The 17,009-nt window shown below is 44.4% G+C and carries 14 protein-coding genes and 1 pseudogene; 4 read left to right on the plus strand and 11 right to left on the minus strand.

The genetic code is table 11. The annotated features are described in order from the left end of the window. Nucleotides 1-98: 98 nt before the first annotated feature. Both C1721_RS09690 and C1721_RS09695 read right to left on the minus strand, forming a co-directional pair. Nucleotides 99-1,658 carry a Gfo/Idh/MocA family protein gene (locus C1721_RS09690; protein WP_102408153.1) on the minus strand — a complete coding sequence of 520 codons (1,560 nt, stop codon included), beginning with the start codon at nucleotides 1,656-1,658 and terminating at the stop codon, nucleotides 99-101. Nucleotides 1,659-1,694: 36 nt separating this feature from the next. After that, nucleotides 1,695-2,951 carry a DNA recombination protein RmuC gene (locus C1721_RS09695; RefSeq protein WP_102408154.1) on the minus strand — a complete coding sequence of 419 codons (1,257 nt, stop codon included), beginning with the start codon at nucleotides 2,949-2,951 and terminating at the stop codon, nucleotides 1,695-1,697. Between the two features lie 163 nt (nucleotides 2,952-3,114). Here C1721_RS09695 and tpx point away from each other — a divergent pair, with 163 nt between their 5' ends. Then, nucleotides 3,115-3,615 (plus strand): thiol peroxidase, encoded by a 501-nt coding sequence (gene tpx, locus C1721_RS09700; protein ID WP_102408155.1) that lies wholly within the window; start codon nucleotides 3,115-3,117, stop codon nucleotides 3,613-3,615. Between the two features lie 158 nt (nucleotides 3,616-3,773). Continuing rightward, a complete protein-coding gene (locus C1721_RS09705) occupies nucleotides 3,774-4,058 on the plus strand; it encodes a hypothetical protein (RefSeq protein WP_102408156.1) in 285 nt (94 codons plus the stop codon). Nucleotides 4,059-4,089: 31 nt separating this feature from the next. Here the strand turns inward: C1721_RS09705 and C1721_RS09710 are convergent, their stop codons facing one another. From C1721_RS09710 to truA, 3 genes are read right to left on the minus strand one after another with little or no spacing between them, the layout of a single operon-like run. Beyond that, nucleotides 4,090-4,722: a DUF3256 family protein gene (locus tag C1721_RS09710; protein ID WP_102408157.1), complete on the minus strand. Its 633-nt coding sequence runs from the start codon at nucleotides 4,720-4,722 to the stop codon at nucleotides 4,090-4,092. A 13-nt stretch (nucleotides 4,723-4,735) separates the two neighbouring features. Next, complete coding sequence (locus tag C1721_RS09715; RefSeq protein WP_102408158.1) at nucleotides 4,736-5,632, minus strand: DMT family transporter; 897 nt, start codon at nucleotides 5,630-5,632, stop codon at nucleotides 4,736-4,738. 7 nt (nucleotides 5,633-5,639) lie between these two features. Continuing rightward, on the minus strand, nucleotides 5,640-6,398 hold the full coding sequence (gene truA / locus C1721_RS09720; protein WP_102408159.1) for a tRNA pseudouridine(38-40) synthase TruA: 759 nt from the start codon (nucleotides 6,396-6,398) through the stop codon (nucleotides 5,640-5,642). 110 nt (nucleotides 6,399-6,508) lie between these two features. Between truA and C1721_RS09725 the strand changes: the two genes are divergently transcribed. Beyond that, nucleotides 6,509-8,107 carry an aspartate:alanine exchanger family transporter gene (locus C1721_RS09725; RefSeq protein ID WP_102408160.1) on the plus strand — a complete coding sequence of 533 codons (1,599 nt, stop codon included), beginning with the start codon at nucleotides 6,509-6,511 and terminating at the stop codon, nucleotides 8,105-8,107. A gap of 31 nt (nucleotides 8,108-8,138) precedes the next feature. After that, the gene (locus tag C1721_RS09730; RefSeq protein WP_102408161.1) at nucleotides 8,139-10,274 is read left to right on the plus strand and encodes an HRDC domain-containing protein; all 2,136 of its coding nucleotides are present in this window, start codon (nucleotides 8,139-8,141) and stop codon (nucleotides 10,272-10,274) included. A gap of 54 nt (nucleotides 10,275-10,328) precedes the next feature. Here the strand turns inward: C1721_RS09730 and C1721_RS09735 are convergent, their stop codons facing one another. The 6 genes and pseudogenes from C1721_RS09735 to C1721_RS09755 form a co-directional block, all read right to left on the minus strand. Continuing rightward, the gene (locus C1721_RS09735; RefSeq protein ID WP_234347607.1) at nucleotides 10,329-12,035 is read right to left on the minus strand and encodes an acyl-CoA dehydrogenase family protein; all 1,707 of its coding nucleotides are present in this window, start codon (nucleotides 12,033-12,035) and stop codon (nucleotides 10,329-10,331) included. A gap of 66 nt (nucleotides 12,036-12,101) precedes the next feature. Further along, nucleotides 12,102-12,443: pseudogene (locus C1721_RS16305) on the minus strand (four helix bundle protein); the annotation flags it as partial. A 125-nt stretch (nucleotides 12,444-12,568) separates the two neighbouring features. Beyond that, on the minus strand, nucleotides 12,569-13,588 hold the full coding sequence (locus C1721_RS09740) for an electron transfer flavoprotein subunit alpha/FixB family protein (protein WP_102408163.1): 1,020 nt from the start codon (nucleotides 13,586-13,588) through the stop codon (nucleotides 12,569-12,571). Between the two features lie 105 nt (nucleotides 13,589-13,693). Next, nucleotides 13,694-14,599, minus strand: a complete 906-nt coding sequence (locus C1721_RS09745; RefSeq protein ID WP_102408164.1) for an electron transfer flavoprotein subunit beta/FixA family protein — start codon at nucleotides 14,597-14,599, stop codon at nucleotides 13,694-13,696. 329 nt (nucleotides 14,600-14,928) lie between these two features. Further along, the gene (locus C1721_RS09750; protein WP_159063568.1) at nucleotides 14,929-15,654 is read right to left on the minus strand and encodes a helix-turn-helix transcriptional regulator; all 726 of its coding nucleotides are present in this window, start codon (nucleotides 15,652-15,654) and stop codon (nucleotides 14,929-14,931) included. Beyond that, the gene (locus tag C1721_RS09755) at nucleotides 15,596-16,912 is read right to left on the minus strand and encodes a tetratricopeptide repeat protein (protein ID WP_102408166.1); all 1,317 of its coding nucleotides are present in this window, start codon (nucleotides 16,910-16,912) and stop codon (nucleotides 15,596-15,598) included. The genes C1721_RS09750 and C1721_RS09755 overlap by 59 nt, the downstream gene beginning before the upstream one ends. Nucleotides 16,913-17,009: the final 97 nt, after the last annotated feature.

Genomic DNA, 17,009 nt, shown 5'->3' on the forward strand with positions numbered 1-17,009 from the left:
ATTTAGAGTCATAAAACGAAGAGCTATGCCAATTACGAAAAGAGGCATAGCTCTTGATAACATCGAGTCTATAAAATAAATTAAATATTTCTACAACGTCAGTCTATTTCCCAGCCTTTGCGCGTTTTCCTTGAAAGCAGTTTGTTGGCTTCTTCATTATTGGTAATAACTCGCGTTTGGGGATCATATTCTAATTTCTGTCCACCGCTCATTAACGATACGGCTCCCAGATTGAATGTTTCATTAACCTCTTTTGCATACTCAAAAGAACCGGGCCCTTTGCCTTTGCCTCTGCAACCATCAATCCATTTTTGCAGCCATCGTTCTGTTCCGTCTGCTAATGCGCTTCGGGGATGTTCTGCCATAGGATAGCCTTTTATGTTAGAATAATGTGATGCGTTTTCACCTAGTATTACCGGATCTTTTCGTAAGAAACCGGAAATGATGGTTCCTTTATCTCCTACAAACATCATTCCTTCGATAGGAAGATCATCTTCCTTATAGTCCAGAGGTATTTGTGGCTTCATTCCTCCGTCATACCATTGGAGAGTAATTTTTCCTGAACCGTTTTTATAAGGAACTTCAAAACGGTATGCGGCAGCCATCGGGTATGAATAATCATTAACTATTGGTGTGGGGACATTGTCTTCCAATCCGATTACGCGTGAAAACCGGGTACTTACGGATGTTGCGGAATCTAACTGCAATGCGTCAAATACCGGCCACAAACTGTAATATCCCATATCTGCTATAGCGCCTGCTCCAAATTCATACCAACCTCTAAAAGTGGCATTTGTATATTGAGGATGATAATCGCGCATTTCTGCCGGCCCTAACCAAAGGTCCCAATTGAATCCATCAGGGATTGCCGGTTTGTCAGAAGGAATAACAGGATATTGTGGCCATACCGGACGGTTTGTCCAGTTATGTATCTCCTTCAATTCTCCAATAGCACCTGCATCTATCCATTTTTTGATTTGATCCATATTCCCGTCGCCAAAAGCGTTATATGCCATCATATGGGTAGATAAAGTAGAGGCTTTTGCCGTGTCTACTACTTTCATTGCCTCTTTCATCTTATTTCCTAAAGGTTTATGCATAATAACATGTTTGCCTTTTTTTAAGCAATCTACCGCTTGATAAGCATGCAAGTGGTCGGGGGACATAATTTTTACGGCATCAATATCTTTCATCGTTGCCAATAATTCCCGGTAATCTTCAGCGGAAGCGATACTTCCTTTATATCCGGGTCTGTTTTTCCGATAGTAGACCTCTACTACTTCTTTCATTATGTTACGTCCGCCGGGAATTCCTTTTATATTTTCTTTCCAAGTGGGTTCTCCCATTAATTCACGTAAATCATCACGTAATCCATATTTACTCCAATGGATGTAATTATAACTTTCACGATTGGGATCGGCAACTCCGATAATTTCAACGGCCGGTGCTTTTAATAAGGAACGTAATTCACTAAGACCTTGTGTTCCACATCCGATATGCAACAGGCAAATCTTGTCACTGGGAGCAACCATCCCTTTTTTGTGGGCGGCAAATACATGGTTCGGAATAATACTAAAAGCGCTAATTGCCATTCCTGTAGAAAGAAATGTACGCCGGTTCATTTTTAAATGTTCTTCTTTACTCATCTTGTTATTCATAAAAGTATTAATAAAATAAGGTGTATTGATAATATGCTAATCTTCTTCTTCGATTCTTCCGATTTCAGGAAGAATGGCCCGGGCTTCGCGATCGTTCAGAGTGTCTACATCCTTTAGTTTACGCTGGATAGCCCGGGTTCTTGTCCCTAGAACTTCTTCTATTTGTCCGCTGGCTGTCTGTAAGTTTTTTTGTGCTTTTTCAAGCATGCCGCCCACTTTTTCAAATTCTTTTTTTATAGCACCTAATATTGTCCATACTTCACCGGAATGTTTTTGTATAGCGAGTGTACGGAATCCCATTTGGAGGCTGTTTAATATTGCGGCAAGTGTTGTAGGGCCTGTTACCGTAACCTTGTAATTCCTTTGCAGTTCTTCTAATAAAGCAGAACGGCGAACAACTTCCGCATATATTCCCTCGAAAGGGAGGAACATAATACCAAAATCTGTAGTAGCAGGAGGTGCTAGATATTTATCGGAAATATCTTTAGCCATTTTTTTTATAGTCGTTTCCAATAGTTTCCCTGCAATCTCAATAGCCTGAGTATCAGTACTGTCATAGGCATCAAGAAGTTGCTCATAAACATCTTTCGGAAATTTGGCGTCTATAGGTAGATAGACAAATTCGCGCTCGTTATCTTTTCCCGGCAGTTTTACCGCAAACTCAACAACCGCATCGGAACCTTTGCGTGTGTGTACATTGGCTTCATATTGCTCCGGAGCTAGCATTTGTTCTAGTAGCATACTCAATTGTATTTCTCCGATATTACCCCGGGTTTTTACATTACTGAGCACACGTTTTAAGCCACCTACATCTTGTGCCAGCGTTTGCATTTCGCCTAATCCTTTCTGGACACTCTCTAACTGCTTAGTCACTAAATGGAACGATTGGTTAATACGGTCGTTTAGGGTTTTTTGCAGTTTCTCTTCTACCGTGATACGAATTTCTTCCAACCGCTTTTCAGTATTGTCTACCAGCTGGCGTTGACGTTCGTCTAAAGCGGAGAACTTTTCCCGCTGTAAATTATTGAATGCGGCAATACCTCTTTCAAATGTTTCACGGAATTCATTCATCGACCGGGATAAATCTTCACGGTTATCCTTTGAGGCAAGACGGCTTTCTTCCCGGTTCAGCCGGAAATCTTCCCTGAAATTTTTTTCTATGCGGTCAAATGAATGTTGCATTTCATTAAGTAATTTTTCTAACTCTTTGTTATTCTCTCTTTGCTGTTTGGGGCGAAAGAGTATCTGAATAACAATAATAATTAGTATGCCGATAATTATAAACCAATCCATTTTAGTATAATTTTGGTATCAAAGATAAGAAAAAATAGTAATGAATTTCTGTAATTAAAATAAGTTAAATGCAGAAACATTTTCTCTTACGGCTTGTTTTTTATACGTAAAGCTGCTTATATTTGTAAGGCAGTTTTAGGAACGATCTTAAAACTAGATAAACATGGCAAAAGTAACATTAAAAGGAAATGAAGTCCATACAAACGGGACTTTACCAATAATAGGAGCAGAGGCTCCGGATTTTACAGGAGTAAAAAGTGATTTAACAGAATTATCGTTAAACGATCTTAAAGGAAAAAATGTAGTAATAAATGTTTTTCCAAGTTTGGATACATCCGTATGTGCTACTTCCGTAAGACGTTTTAATAAGGAAGCTGCTTCACTCCCGAATACTGTAGTTTTGGCAGTATCAAAAGATTTACCATTCGCACAAGGACGTTTTTGTACTACAGAAGGTATTGACAAAGTAATACCATTATCTGTTTTTCGTTGTTCTTGTTTTGAAGATAAATATGGAATGCTTCTGGTAGACGGTCCGCTTAAAGGCTTATTAGCTCGCGGTGTGATTGTTATTGATGAAGCAGGGAAGGTTATCTATACGGAATTGGTTCCGGAGATAACAACCGAACCGAATTATGCGGCTGCAATTGCAGCCTTGAAATAAAAGGATTTGATTATTGTTTTTCATTGGTTAAAGTTAAGGGTTAGTGTAGGAGACCGTCGGATGTGAATCCCGCGGTCTTCGTTTTTTTTAATAGAAACCGGAAAAAACTTTCCTTTGTGTGATTTGTTACAAGATAATAAGATTAAAAAGGAAAGAATATGAAACTAAAGTTACCATTTGCACTTCTTCTCTTGTGTGCTTCTTTTTTATTTGTCGGTTGCGGAAACGGTCAGTCAAAAAGCGGAGCAGTTCAGTCTGTTCATGCGGATGATGTCCCAATGGTTATAATGGATAATTTGACGAGTTCAGCCTATAAAGACTATAAAATAGAATCTATACAGAAGACCGAAAAGGAAGGTAAAACAATCTATACATTTACACTAAAACAAGATAATAATAAAGTGACTTTGTCTTTCGATGCCAAAGGACAAGCCGTAGAATAGAAGACATAGTTGCTTTTTGAAGTACGCCTTTTTATTTGAAATGAGACTTTTCCCAAGTATATACCTTAGGCGTTGTTTTTAGAAAAGGCGTCACTTTTTCCCGGTCGCTTTTATTTAAGTATAACGGGGTCGTATAAGTTTCAGTTAAAGTTAAATTATCAGGACTTAGCGTGTATTTTATCAGATTCATATCTAACAGAGCTATTGCGTTGCGGTAGGCTTCGTTATCTTTGTCCGCATCTTCCCGGATGAACCATTCGGGAGAAACGGGAGTCAATAAATCCTCAGTATCCAATGGTTGCCAGTCTGTTGTGTAAAATGCTATCCGGCTGTCGGATATAGGACCGTCTACGGTTGTTACAACGCATATAATATTCGTCTTATTCACCAGAGGGAGAAGTTTCATTTCAACGGTGCTGCGTTCGGTTGTTTGCAGTAGCAAATAGTCGGAAGTGAGCTTTTTCAGAGAAGAGACGCCATTCATTGTATTCTTTAGCTGAGCCTCTTTACCGGAATTGTATAAATCTATCAAATCTTTACGCCAAGCGCTTTCCAGTTGGGGAATGTACATATCGGGCATAGCGGCAAATAAGGCATCTATATCTTGTGCTTTTATTCCGGATATAAATGTGCAGAGTAATATGGAAAGTATTAATCGTTTCATAATTTATTTAATTCTATTTTGTTCCCAAATATAGGAATATCATTCCTAACAACACAAAGAATAGATCGATCGCTTTGTTCTTTAAGTTTTTTTCATGGAAAAAGATAGCTCCTGCGGCAAAGGTTACCAATACATTACTGCGGCGTATCATAGATACGATAGAGATCATGGAATCAGGATAACTAAGGGCATAAAAATAGACCCAGTCCGCAATACATAAAAATACGGATATGAATATGATATTCCATTTCCATACAAAAGGAGTGCTTTTTTTTCGCTGCGGATACCATAACAGGAACAATACGAATAGCATAATGATACATTGGTAGACATTGAACCATACTTGCACGGTCATAACATCCATCGAATGCATCAAATGTTTATCATACAGTCCGCTTAATGCGCCTGTAATAATAGAAAGTACAGTGAAGAATATCCATTTATTATGAGCAAAACGGATACCCTCTTTCTTTCCGGAAGATGACAACAGGTAAAAAGAAGCAATAGAAAATAATACGCCGATCCATTGGAACAGGTTCAATCGTTCGCCGAAAATAAGCATGGCGCCAACCAATGTAAGAACCGGTTGAGTAGCTTTAATAGGCCCTGTAATAGTTAATGGCAGATGTTTCAATGCGAAATATCCCGAAATCCAGGAAGACAGTACAATTATGGCTTTTATGAAAACGGCAATATGATCGGAAAGCGACGCTTTGGGTACATATACGGCAGTACCGTCCAGCACCGTAGTATAGAATGACAGAAAAATAAAAGGAACAAATAGAAGGCTGCTTATCAGTGTATTGAAAAATAATACGGGAATCACCGCATTTCCATTCAGAGATATCTTTTTGTTTACTTCATAACATCCTAAAAGGAATGCCGAAAGAAAAGCTAATGCTACCCACATATTAAATCTAACTGTTAAATAAATGCTCCGGATACGTTACGTCTACAAGGTATAAAGCTTGTCCCGGAACAGATGTGCCTGCATCGCACCGGTTTTTTGACTCTATTACTTTCCGGAATCCTTCTATTGATAATTTACCGCGTCCTACCTCCAATAAAGTTCCTACAATGGCACGTACCATATTACGTAAAAAACGGTCGGCCCGGATAGTAAATACCCAGACATCACTGTCTCCTTCTTTTTCCCAACCGGCCCGGTATATATGGCAAATATTTGTTTTTACGTCTGTATGTAATTTACTGAAACTGGTGAAATCAACATAATCGAATAAAACTTTACAGGCTTCGTTCATCTGTTCAAAATCCGGTTTGCCGGATATTCTGTAAACGAAATCGTAGTTAAAAGGATCTTTTTGGGTGGTGACATAATATTTGTAAGTCCGTGAAGTGGCGTCAAAGCGGGCATGCGCCTCAGGTATGACCGGAACAATTTGGTAGATGGCAATATCTTTAGGTAAAAGACGATTCATCTTTTTTGTCAGGAAAGCAAGGTCTTCTATCGTATCCTCCCAATCAAAGTGGGCAACCATCAGGCGCGCATGCACACCCGCATCCGTTCGTCCCGCACCAACTACCGAAACAGGTTTACGTAAAAGGGTGGATAAAGCCGTTTCAATAGATTGCTGCACCGTTGCGCCGTTAGGCTGTATTTGCCATCCGCAGAAATTCTTACCGTTATATCCTAAATAAATAAAATATCTTTTCACCAGTAGACCTTTTTACGTTGCAAAGGTAACAGAAATCTTTTCCAGGCATTGCCCATACGCTCAAAAAAGTGTAAATTTACACACTTATTTTACACCTCAAAACTATAAACATGTTCACAACATTGCTACAATCCTCTTATTTCGCTTTGTTTCTGATTATTGCACTCGGATTCATGTTGGGTAGAATACAGATCAAAGGCTTATCGTTAGACGTATCCGCAGTTATCTTTATTGCATTGCTATTTGGCCACTTTGGCGTTGTTATTCCTAAGGAGTTGGGTAATTTCGGTTTGGTATTGTTTATCTTTACAATTGGTATACAGGCGGGGCCCGGATTTTTCGATTCGTTCAAATCCAAAGGAAAGGTATTGATTGTACTTACATTGCTGATTGTAGGCTCTGCCTGCTTAACCGGTTTGATTCTTAAATATGTTGTAGGCATAGATACTCCGAGCCTTGTAGGATTGATAGCCGGTGCTCTTACCAGTACTCCCGGTCTGGCCGTCGCTATAGATTCTACGCAATCGTCATCGGCTTCCATAGCTTACGGTATTGCCTATCCGTTTGGGGTAATAGGGGTCATTCTTTTTATTAAACTGTTGCCGAAGCTATTGCGTAAAGATATGGACGCGGAAGCAAAAGCGCTGGAAGCCCGGAGAAAAAGCAAATACCCTCCGTTGTATCCGGCAACTTTCCTGATTACAAATGAGCATATTTTTGGAAAGAGCCTTGCGCAAACACAGCTTCGTTCTATGACCGGAGCTGTTGTGTCCCGTATCAAACACGATGGAAAGACGGTTATACCGACAGCTCAGACTATTTTGAACGAAGGCGATATGATCCGGGCTGTAGGGAATGATAAATCACTGGAACAACTGGAGATATTGTTGGGTGAACGTGTGCAGAATGATTTGCCGTTTGGCAGTACTCAGGAATTACAATCTTTGTTAGTTACGAATAAAGAGGTGATAGGGAAGAGTTTAGGATATCTGAACCTGCAAACTACTTTTAGCTGTACGGTAACCCGCGTCCGCAGAAGTGGCATTGATCTTTCGCCTGAACCCGATTTGATTTTGAAGTTCGGCGATAAATTAATGGTCGCGGGAGAAAAAGAAGATATTAAAGAACTGGGACAGGTTTTTGGCAATGATGAGAAACGTTTGTCGGATACGGACTTCTTCCCGATAGCAATGGGTATCGTATTAGGTGTGTTGTTCGGAAAGCTGAACCTGTCATTTTCCGATTCTTTCTCTTTTTCCCCGGGGTTAACCGGCGGTATTCTGATGGTCGCCTTAATTTTGAGCGCCATCGGTAAGACCGGGCCTATTATCTGGTCTATGTCCGGCTCTGCAAATAACCTGCTTCGCCAGTTAGGTTTATTGTTGTTTCTGGCGGAAGTCGGAACGTCCGCCGGCGTAAACCTGGTTTCTACTTTTCAGGAAAGCGGATGGACTTTGTTTGGCGTAGGCATTGCTATTACGGTAGTTCCTATGATTATAGCGGTGGTATTTGGCTATTTTGTTTTTAAGATTAATATTCTGGATCTGGTCGGTACTATTGCCGGAGGTATGACAAGTACTCCGGGACTGGCAGCGGCGGATTCAATGACGGATAGTACGGCGCCAAGTGTTGCATATGCAACGGTATATCCTATCGCTATGGTCTTTCTTATTCTCTTTATTCAATTTATCGCGAATTTGATAGTTTAGAGCCGTCAAAGAAACTTAAACCTCAAATATTATGAATGAAAATCCAGAAGCAGACCTTGCTTTTAATTTCCTGCAGAATACAGGAACCAATATATTTCTTACGGGTAAAGCAGGGACGGGAAAAACCACTTTTCTGAAAAAATTGAAGGAATTGTCTCCAAAGCGTATGATTGTGGTGGCGCCAACGGGTGTCGCTGCCATTAATGCCGGCGGAGTAACGATACATTCGTTTTTCCAGATACCTTTCGGGCCTTATATCCCTTCTTCGGGGGAAAAGAACAATCAGCAACAAGGCGGTATGCAGAATAAGTTCAGTAAGGATAAGATTAATATTATTCGTAGTATGGACTTACTGGTAATAGACGAGATCAGTATGGTACGTGCCGACCTACTGGATGCCGTAAGCGACGTGTTAAAGCGGTATAAAGACCGTAATAAGCCTTTCGGCGGTGTCCAGTTACTTCTTATCGGCGACATACAGCAACTTGCGCCGGTAGTAAAGGAAGAAGAATGGAACTTGCTGAAAGAACATTATGACTCGACTTTCTTTTTTAACAGTAAAGCGCTCCGTGAAAGCCATTATTTATGTATTGAACTAAAGCATGTATACCGCCAGGATGATCCTGTTTTTGTTTCCTTATTGAATAATATACGTGAGAATCATTTTGACGATAACACATTGGAACAGCTTAACCGGCGGTATATACCCGGTTTTCGTCCGAAGGAAGGGGATGGATATATTACTTTAACGACCCACAACTATCTGGCCCAGCAGATAAACAACCGCAAACTGGAGGAATTGCCGGGACACTTATATACCTTTGACGCGGAGATAAAAGATGATTTTCCAGCCTATTCATATCCTACGGATGAGAAATTGGAACTACGATGTGGCGCACAGGTCATGTTTGTGAAGAATGATTCTTCCGGAGAGAAAAGGTATTATAATGGCAAAATAGGAAAGATTGTCTTTATAAACAATAACAAAATACTTGTAACGGACGAGTTCGGGCATGAAATAAATGTCGAGAAAGAGACTTGGGAGAATGTAAAATATACGATTGACCCGGATACGCAGGAAATTACCGAAACCCTTTCGGGAACATTTAAGCAATACCCCTTAAAAACAGCTTGGGCTATCACGATTCATAAAAGCCAGGGACTTACTTTTGAACATGCCGTTATCGATGCTTCTTCCGCTTTCTCCCACGGACAGGTCTATGTAGCGTTGAGCCGTTGCAAAACGTTGCAGGGGTTGGTATTGAGCAAGCCTGTTACCCGGAATGCGATGATAAACGATTTGCGAATACAAGACTTTACTTCCGGCATATTAAATAACTGTCCGGGTCTTGAGGCGCTAAGGGAGGCACAACGCAGTTATTTTCTTGAATTGGCTGTGGAACTGTTTCAGTTCGGAAGTATTCAGTACCGGCTGCAATATGCGTCGCAGGCCGTTTATGCACATCTTCAACGCTTATATCCGGAGATGTGTAATCTGTATACTGCCACCCAGAATGATTTCCGTACGGAGGTGACGGAGGTTGGAGAGCGTTTCCGCCAGCAGCTGACACGTCTTATCGCTAGATGTCCCGATACTTATCAGGAAGATGCCGTTATACAGGAAAGGATACAAAAAGGATCGGACTACTTCATCCGTGAGATCGTAAAATTCTGGATGCCTTTATTTAAAAGCTCACGTATAGAAATAGAAAATAAGGAAGCGCGCAAAGCCGTAACACGGGCAATAAACAACCTGGCAGAAGAGATACAGGTAAAACTGCAAACGCTGAGGGCTTGCAGCGAAGGATTTTCCGTAGTTCGATATCTGTCCGCGAAGGCAAAAGCTACTTTGAACTGTCAGGATACCGTCTCTGCCCGGAAGAAATTTGAGAAGGCCTCTTCTTCTTCAAAAGGAAAGGAAACGACGATAGACACTACTTATATAAAGAATGCGGCATTGTATGAAGAACTAAAAAAATGGCGTGAGAAGAAAGCGGCAGAGAGAGATTTGCCGTTGTACACGGTTCTTCGGCAACGGGCGATGATTGGTATTACCAATATATTGCCGGCAGGCAATAAGGAACTTTTAGCTATTCCCGGTATCGGAAAGAAGATTGTTGAGGTGTACGGAAAAGAACTGCTGGAAATAGTGGCGCGATATAAATAGAAAGAAGCCGGATATTTTTATGTATCCGGCTTCTTCTTTATTATTGGAATTGAATTATGCCTGTTTGTAAGCGGCCAGTTCTTCCTGCGTGAAGTTGCTGACGAAAGAACAAATCTTGTCAACTTCGGCTTCACCGTAGTTTACGTACACTTCGGCCGAACGACGGAAACTTTCATCCTCGTTCGCATCCTGAAGCAACAGATAACCGAATACGCAGTGAGCGACAGCTTCTACCATGCGACGTGCGTGGAAGTCGATATATTCGTTGTCTTTAGTCTCCGTTACCATAGCCACCAGTTTTTCATACTTTCCGGTCATGGCTACCAGTTTGCTCTTTATGTTCTGTAATTCCGGCTTGTATTCAATAGCCTCGTATTCCTTGATCCGGTTCAGATAAGTGCCGGTGGTGACGTGGCGGATAGCAGCCACAACCTGTAATTGGGTTGTTCCCTCATAGATGTTGGTAATACGGGCATCGCGGTAAATACGTTCACAAGCGTAATCTTTCATGAAACCTGAACCTCCGTGAATCTGGATAGCGTCATACGCGTTCTGGTTGGCATATTCTGTGGTCATACCTTTTCCCATCGGGGTAAAGGCATCGGCCAGCTTGCTGTATCTTTTCTGTTCCTGACGTTCTTCCGGAGTCAGTTTACGTTCTCTGGAAATGTCGTCCAACGCTTTGTATATGTCAACAAAACGGGCTGTCTCATATAACATTGAACGTGAAGCGTCTGCCTTGGCGCGCATCAACGCTATCATTTCGTATACAGCCGGAAATTCGATAATAGCTTTGCCGAACTGTTTACGTTCTGTTGCATAAGCATACCCTTCGCGGTAAGCCGCTTCACTCAAACCTACGGCTTGCGCCATGATACCCAGGCGGGCGCCATTCATCAAAGCCATTACATATTTGATCAGACCCAATTTGCGGTCGCCGCAAAGTTCGGCTTTGGCATTCTTGAATACCAACTCACAAGTGGGCGATCCTTTGATACCCATCTTATTTTCGATACGGCGGACATTGACGCCTCCGTTGCGCTTGTCGTAAATGAACATAGACAAACCGCGACCGTCTTTCGTTCCCTCTTCCGAACGGGCAAGAACCAGATGAATGTCCGCATCGCCATTGGTGATGAAACGCTTTACACCGTTCAGGTACCAACAACCGTCCTGCTCGCTGTAAGTCGCTTTCAGCATTACGGATTGAAGGTCCGATCCGGCATCCGGTTCGGTTAAGTCCATCGACATGGTTTCACCGCCACATACGCGTGGAATGTAACGCTGATGCTGGTCTTCATTTCCGAACTCATATAATGTTTCGGCACAGTCCTGCAATCCCCACAAGTTTTCAAAACCCGCATCGGCACGCGATACCAGATCGGCTGCCATGATGTAAGGAACAATCGGGAAGTTCAGACCGTTATAACGGCGAGGCATTGCGATACCCATCAAACCGGCCTTGCGTACGGCATCCAGGTTTTCCTGAGTACCCTTTGCGTAGGTCACACGACCATTGGCAACCGTAGGTCCTTCATGGTCTACACTCTCTGCATTCGGAGCAATGATATCTCCACAGATTTCGCCCACTATTTCCAGCACTTTTTCGTAACTGTCCATCGCATCCTCAAAGTCCAGAGGAGCATAATCATACTTGTCCTTGTCGGCAAAGCCGCGTTCTTTCAGCTCTACAATCCGCTTCATCAGAGGATGATGCAGATGATGCTTCATGCTAGGATTATCGAGATAAAAATTAGCCATTGTTTTTAATTTTTTAGTAGTTAGTAGATGGTAGTTAGTGGTAGTGTTTCTGACGAGGCTTTTTGAATAAGATGAAAGCAATTTCTGAACAACAATCAGTTCACTGTATAGTGTTAGACTTTCGATTGCGTTTACATATCCGAGGTCTTTCGATAAGATAACATAATATCTACATTCGTTAATTGAACCTTCTGCGATGTTGTAAAAACGCAATTTATCATTTATTCCTTTCTTTCCGTAACCTTCGGCTATGTTGGCGGCAATAGAAACGGCAGCTCTGCGATATTGGGACGTCAGTCCGAAAAGCTCGTCTTTCGGATAAGCCTTTGTATATTTGTAAACATTCAGCACAAAAGAATGCGCTTTCTGCCAAACATTTAAATTTTCGAACCCTTTATTTTCTTCCATCTTCAAGCATCGCTTTTAACGACATTATTGTCTTTCTGTACTTATTTACAACATTACTTTTTGTGTGTCGTCGTCTTTTTCTACTAACTACCAACTACTTACTACTAACTACTCAAAACACGAATTTACTTCGTGTTTTGCTTATAATACTTAATCATCTTCGGGAGCACTTCTTCCACCGTGCCGTTGATAACATAGTCGGCGATGGTGTTGATAGGAGCGTTCTCGTCGTTGTTGATAGAGATGATGATACCTGCGTCCTGCATTCCTGCGATGTGCTGGATTTGTCCGGAGATACCACAAGCTATATAGAGTTTCGGACGGACAGTAAGGCCTGTTTGGCCGATCTGACGGTCGTGATCACAAAAGCCTGCATCCACGGCGGCGCGGCTGGCGCCCACTTCGGCATGAAGCTCTTTGGCCAGGTCGAACAGCAGGTTGAAGTTCTCTTTTGAACCTACGCCATACCCTCCGGCTACAACGATAGGAGCTCCTTTCAGGTTATGCTTGGCCTGTTCAACGTGACGGTCTATAACCTTCACAACATAGTCCGTAACCGGAACATATTTGGCTACGTCGTGTTTAACCACTTCGCCTTTATAACCGGCATCCAGTATTTCTTTCTTCATCACGCCTTCGCGAACGGTAGCCATTTGCGGACGATGTTCGGGGTTGATGATAGTAGCAACGATATTACCGCCGAAAGCCGGACGGATCTGATACAGTAAATTCTCGTATGTAATACCGGCTTTCTTATCTTCATGGTTACCTATTTCCAGGGAGGTGCAATCGGCGGTCAGACCGCTTGTCAGGGCCGATGAAACACGCGGGCCCAGGTCGCGGCCTATCACGGTTGCGCCCATCAGGCATATCTGCGGTTTTTCCTCCTTGAACAGATTGATCAGAACGGAAGAGTGGGGGAGTGATGTGTAAGGAAACAACCCCGGCGCGTCAAACACATGCAGTGTGTCCACGCCATAAGGCAACACCTGCTTTTCAATGCCATCCAATCCGTTACCGGCAACGACAGCTTCCAGCCGGCAACCTAACTGATTGGCTAATTTCCGACCTTTGGTCAGCAATTCGAGACTCACATCGGCAACAGTAGTGCCTTCAATCTCACAATATACGAATACGTTGTTCATAATTCTAAAAGTAGTTGGTAGTTGGTAGTTAGTAGTTAGTAGATGGTAGGCGACAAGCGGTATTTTTATCCGTCTTTCTCTACTAACTACTTTTCTCTCCCCTCCCTACCCAATCGTATGATTGGATAACAGTTCAACAATCATATCTTCAATATCTCTGTCCGAGCTGGTCAGCGTTTTGCTTTCTTTTGCCTGGAATACGATGTTCTGTATAGACTTCACTTTGGTAGGTGAGCCGGACAGGCCGCATTGAGCCAGATCGCCGTTTACATCTGCCACACTCCATTCCGGGATGTTCAGATACGGACGGGTTTCATATAGTTCGGGGTAAGCCGGTTGGTTAACGCCTTCCGGATGGCATGCCGGTGCCGGAGCTTTCTCCTGAGCGCCCAGCGCGCGTTTATATTTTTGTACCAACCGGGCATTGCGCGGACGGCAAGGCGCGGCCGAGCCGTTTACTGTGATAACGATAGGCAGCGGGCCTTCTACCGTCTCTACACCTCCGTCTATATGACGCTTTACGGTGATACGGCGTGCGGCTTCGTCTACGTTCAGGATTTCCTCTGCGTACGTAATCTGTGTCAATCCCAGTTTTTCGGCCACTTGCGGACCAACCTGTGCGGTGTCTCCGTCGATAGCCTGGCGGCCGCCGATGATGATGTCGTAATCTTTAATCTTTTTGATGGCAGTAGCCAGTGCGTAAGAGGTAGCCAGTGTGTCGGCGCCTGCAAAAGCACGGTCGGTTAACAAATAGCCGCCATCGGCTCCGCGGTAAAGACCCTCGCGGATGATCTCGGCAGCACGTCCCGGCCCCATGGTCAGCAACGTAACGGTAGCTCCCGGACAGGCATCTTTCAGGCGGAGGGCCTGTTCTAAAGCATTCAGGTCTTCCGGGTTGAAGATGGCGGGAAGCGCAGCGCGGTTTACCGTTCCGTCTTCTTTCATAGCATCTTTTCCCACATTGCGTGTATCCGGGACCTGTTTAGCTAGTACAATAATTTTTAAACTCATTTTATAGAAATATTAGATTTTCCAGAGGAAATATGTTAGTCTTTTTATCATTTATCTCGGACTGCAAAAATAATCAAACATTCTTTATCTCAAACTACTTTCCAGTTAAATATGCACACTTTGCCGGTTTTTGAGCATGGCGTTTCTTTCCCATATAAGGAATTTGGCAAATCATCGGGATGTTTTTTACAAATCATCGAGATGATTTTTTAATGGTAGATAGTAGATAGTAGTTGGTAGTTAGTAGGCGACAAGCGGTATTTTTATCCGTCTTACCCTACTAACTACTTGCCTACTTAACTACTAACGAGTGAAACGAGTGATAACTACTATCTACCTCCTCCTCCTTTCCCGATGTTTTTCAGGAAATCTTCCAGTACTACCCCTGTTTCCACTAACCCGAGCCGTTTACGCATGCGGCTGCGGGCTTTGTTTATGCCGGCGCGTGAGATACCCAGCGTAAGGGCTATCTCGTCATTGTTTTGTCCCAGTAGCAAAAGCATGGCTATCAGCTCGTCCGTGCGGGTAAGGTCGGGGCAATGTTGCCGCAGGGCGGGCAGATAGTCCGGATAAAGAGATTTGAAGCTCTGCCGGAAGTTTGCACCTCGTCGGGGCCCGACAAGTGCCGGCTCAGCTTCACATTCAGTTCGCCTATCTCCCAGCGGTGTGTCACTTCCTGTAGTTCCCGTTCGCGTTCGTCGAGGGTCTGCGTCAGTAACCTGTTGCGCCTGTCCAGTTCGCCCTGTGTATCCAACAGGGAAGTTATTCGTGAGAGGCGGGCTTCGCTGATTCTTCTTTGCAAGCGTTGCCGCTGCCGGAAATACATCCCTCCGGCAAGCAGCAGGATCGCCAGAAAAGCCGTAGAGGTCCACGCCAGTGTAAGTGTGCGCCCTTTCAGCGCCACTTCGGCAGACAACGCGCGGTTCTCCTGTTCTTTGCGTCCCGTTTCGTAACGCACGTTCGCCCCGATGGCAAAGTTTAGCTTCTCCTCCCGGTTCAGCGAGTCCGAAGCCGCCATATACGACGGATATAGCCGGGCTTCCCTTCACGCGCATAATAATCCAGCAGAATGCGGGCGTAAGCGGCATATTGTTCCTGCCAGTCCATACTTTCCAGTTCGTCCAGTGCCTGCTCCATCAGTACCGTGCCTTCGCGCAGCGATCCCGAAGCCGCCATCACCTGCCCGTAGAGGAAGCGTACAGGCACTTTGTCTACCCTCCGGGCGGCAGCGCTGTCGGCATACAGAGCGGCCGTCTCCCGCAATAATCCGGAGGAAACACTATCCGGCGAAGCATCCAACTGCAATTCCACCGCCGTGCGCCGGCAGATATAGGCTCGCGTCCGGTTACCCGTCGCGAGGGCAACCTCTTCCGCCTTCCGGTTATAAACAAAGGCCGAATCCCACAGGTGCAGTTCCGAGAATGCCAGCGAACGGAAACGGTACAGGTCGCTCAGCAGGAAACTGTCCGCCGCCAACGAACATTGCAGGGCTTCTCCGGTGGCCTCCAGTGATTTGTCATGCAGGCAGAGCGAACTGTATAACGCCGCCAGGTTGGCGTAGGCATATACCATCCCCTTCGTGGGCTTTCCTGTATTCCGCCGGCCCTGTTCTATGGCTTCGATAAACAGTTGCGCCGCCTTTTCGTATTCGCCGTTGCGGCGGTAGTAGTAACCCAGGAAACTCAATATATAAGGTGCGTCGTTGGTACGTCCCCCGTCGCGCAATGCCCGTACGGCCCGTTCCTGCATGCTGATCGCCGCTTGCGGGTTATGTCCCCAATAGTTGTAGACGCGCGCCATGGCATCGGCGGCAAAAAGTTCCTGTGTGCGGTCGGTGGGGCGGGGAGCGGCGGCAAAGGAATCCGCCAGCTTCAAAGCGCCTTTGCCATCGTTGGCAGTGCTGTGGTTCAGTGCCGACACAGCCGTCAGTATAGGTTGCATATAACGCGAAAGAAACGGGTGGGAGGATGTGCGCAGGCTGTCGAAAAAGGCCGTCAGCGTCTCCGGCTTTCGTCCGTCGTTGCCGGAGCGGAGCACCGCGAGGCAGAGGCCCGAGAGGGCTTCTTTCAGCGTGTCGCGGTTGCCTGTCAGTTGCAAGGGCAGGCTTTGCAGCACGTTGCGTCCGTATACGATAGCGGAATCATATTGCTTCATTTCATAGAGACAGGTAGCCGTCCGGGCGGCGTCTGTCAGGGTGGTTTCCGCTGTGCCTGCGGCTTCCTGTAATGCAGCGTTGCGCGGAGTGTTGTGATGGCAGCCTGCTGTGCAAACCATGAGCAGGCACAGCAGCAGGACGATAGGTTGTTTTTTCATACGCGAATAGTTTGTATGCGGGCAAATATAGCGGTTTTCCCGCTTCCGGAGGCATTTGTCCTACAAAATGTCCCACACCTTTTTCAGGCATCCGGCA

This window comes from Parabacteroides bouchesdurhonensis, assembly GCF_900186615.1.
Lineage (GTDB): Bacteria > Bacteroidota > Bacteroidia > Bacteroidales > Tannerellaceae > Parabacteroides > Parabacteroides bouchesdurhonensis.

What these genes read in the sequence shown, in the direction of transcription:
- C1721_RS09690 (WP_102408153.1), bottom strand. Translation starts at nt 1,658, where the DNA reads ATGAATAACAAGATGAGTAAAGAAGAACATTTAAAAATGAACCGGCGT.
- C1721_RS09695 (WP_102408154.1), bottom strand. Translation starts at nt 2,951, where the DNA reads ATGGATTGGTTTATAATTATCGGCATACTAATTATTATTGTTATTCAG.
- tpx (WP_102408155.1), top strand. Translation starts at nt 3,115, where the DNA reads ATGGCAAAAGTAACATTAAAAGGAAATGAAGTCCATACAAACGGGACT.
- C1721_RS09705 (WP_102408156.1), top strand. Translation starts at nt 3,774, where the DNA reads ATGAAACTAAAGTTACCATTTGCACTTCTTCTCTTGTGTGCTTCTTTT.
- C1721_RS09710 (WP_102408157.1), bottom strand. Translation starts at nt 4,722, where the DNA reads ATGAAACGATTAATACTTTCCATATTACTCTGCACATTTATATCCGGA.
- C1721_RS09715 (WP_102408158.1), bottom strand. Translation starts at nt 5,632, where the DNA reads ATGTGGGTAGCATTAGCTTTTCTTTCGGCATTCCTTTTAGGATGTTAT.
- C1721_RS09725 (WP_102408160.1), top strand. Translation starts at nt 6,509, where the DNA reads ATGTTCACAACATTGCTACAATCCTCTTATTTCGCTTTGTTTCTGATT.
- C1721_RS09730 (WP_102408161.1), top strand. Translation starts at nt 8,139, where the DNA reads ATGAATGAAAATCCAGAAGCAGACCTTGCTTTTAATTTCCTGCAGAAT.
- C1721_RS09735 (WP_234347607.1), bottom strand. Translation starts at nt 12,035, where the DNA reads ATGGCTAATTTTTATCTCGATAATCCTAGCATGAAGCATCATCTGCAT.
- C1721_RS09740 (WP_102408163.1), bottom strand. Translation starts at nt 13,588, where the DNA reads ATGAACAACGTATTCGTATATTGTGAGATTGAAGGCACTACTGTTGCC.
- C1721_RS09745 (WP_102408164.1), bottom strand. Translation starts at nt 14,599, where the DNA reads ATGAGTTTAAAAATTATTGTACTAGCTAAACAGGTCCCGGATACACGC.
- C1721_RS09750 (WP_159063568.1), bottom strand. Translation starts at nt 15,654, where the DNA reads ATGCGCGTGAAGGGAAGCCCGGCTATATCCGTCGTATATGGCGGCTTC.
- C1721_RS09755 (WP_102408166.1), bottom strand. Translation starts at nt 16,912, where the DNA reads ATGAAAAAACAACCTATCGTCCTGCTGCTGTGCCTGCTCATGGTTTGC.